We start from the raw sequence: 649 nt of genomic DNA, 5'->3' as shown, positions 1-649 counted from the left end.
CCTGACGCCGAACGGGAAGCTGGACCGGCGGGCGTTGCCGGCTCCGGAGTTCACCGCGAACACGGAGGGCCGTGCACCACGCACCCCGCAGGAAGAGGTGCTGTGCGGGGTGTTCGCGGAGGTCCTCGGTGTTGAGCGGGTGTCCATTGATGACAACTTCTTTGAGCTGGGTGGGCATTCGCTGTTGGCGGTGTCTTTGGTGGAGCGGTTGCGTGAGCGTGGGTTGTCGGTGCCGGTGCGGTCGTTGTTCGTGACGCCGACGGTGGCGGGGCTCGCGGTCGGTCTGGGTACCGCAGACAGCGGCGCGTCCGTGGTGGTTCCGGCGAATGGGATCGTTGAGGGGGTTCGATTCCCGGGCCCGGTTGGACGGGTTCGTCGCCGTGCTGCAAAAGGTCGTGGACCGGCACGACATTCTCCGCACGGCCGTGCTGTGGGAGGGGTTGCGCGAGCCGGTGCAGGTGGTGGCCCGGCATGCGCAGATCCCGGTCCGAGAGATCACGTTGGGCCGTGATGGTGACGTGGTGGAGGGCCTGTTGGCGGCGTGCGGGTCGGTGATGGATATCACCGCGGCACCGTTGGTTCAGGTGACGACGGCCGGGGTTCCCGGCTCGCAGCGGTGGGTGGCGTTGCTTCAGGTGCATCACCTGAT

The 649-nt window shown here is 67.5% G+C and carries 2 protein-coding genes; both read left to right on the top strand.

Annotated features, from left to right (window positions below; translation table 11 throughout):
• Positions 1-511, top strand: a 511-nt coding sequence (locus IG99_RS52475; RefSeq protein WP_234312189.1) for a phosphopantetheine-binding protein, incomplete at its 5' end; no start/stop codon positions are given.
• Positions 396-649 (top strand): condensation domain-containing protein (locus IG99_RS49445; RefSeq protein ID WP_234312188.1); only part of this gene is annotated, 254 nt, incomplete at its 3' end. The genes IG99_RS52475 and IG99_RS49445, both read left to right, overlap by 116 nt.

This window comes from Streptomyces griseus subsp. griseus (assembly GCF_000720255.1).
GTDB classification, from domain to species: Bacteria; Actinomycetota; Actinomycetes; order Streptomycetales; family Streptomycetaceae; genus Streptomyces; species Streptomyces griseus_I.
This window is presented reverse-complemented; position numbering and strand designations above follow the sequence as displayed.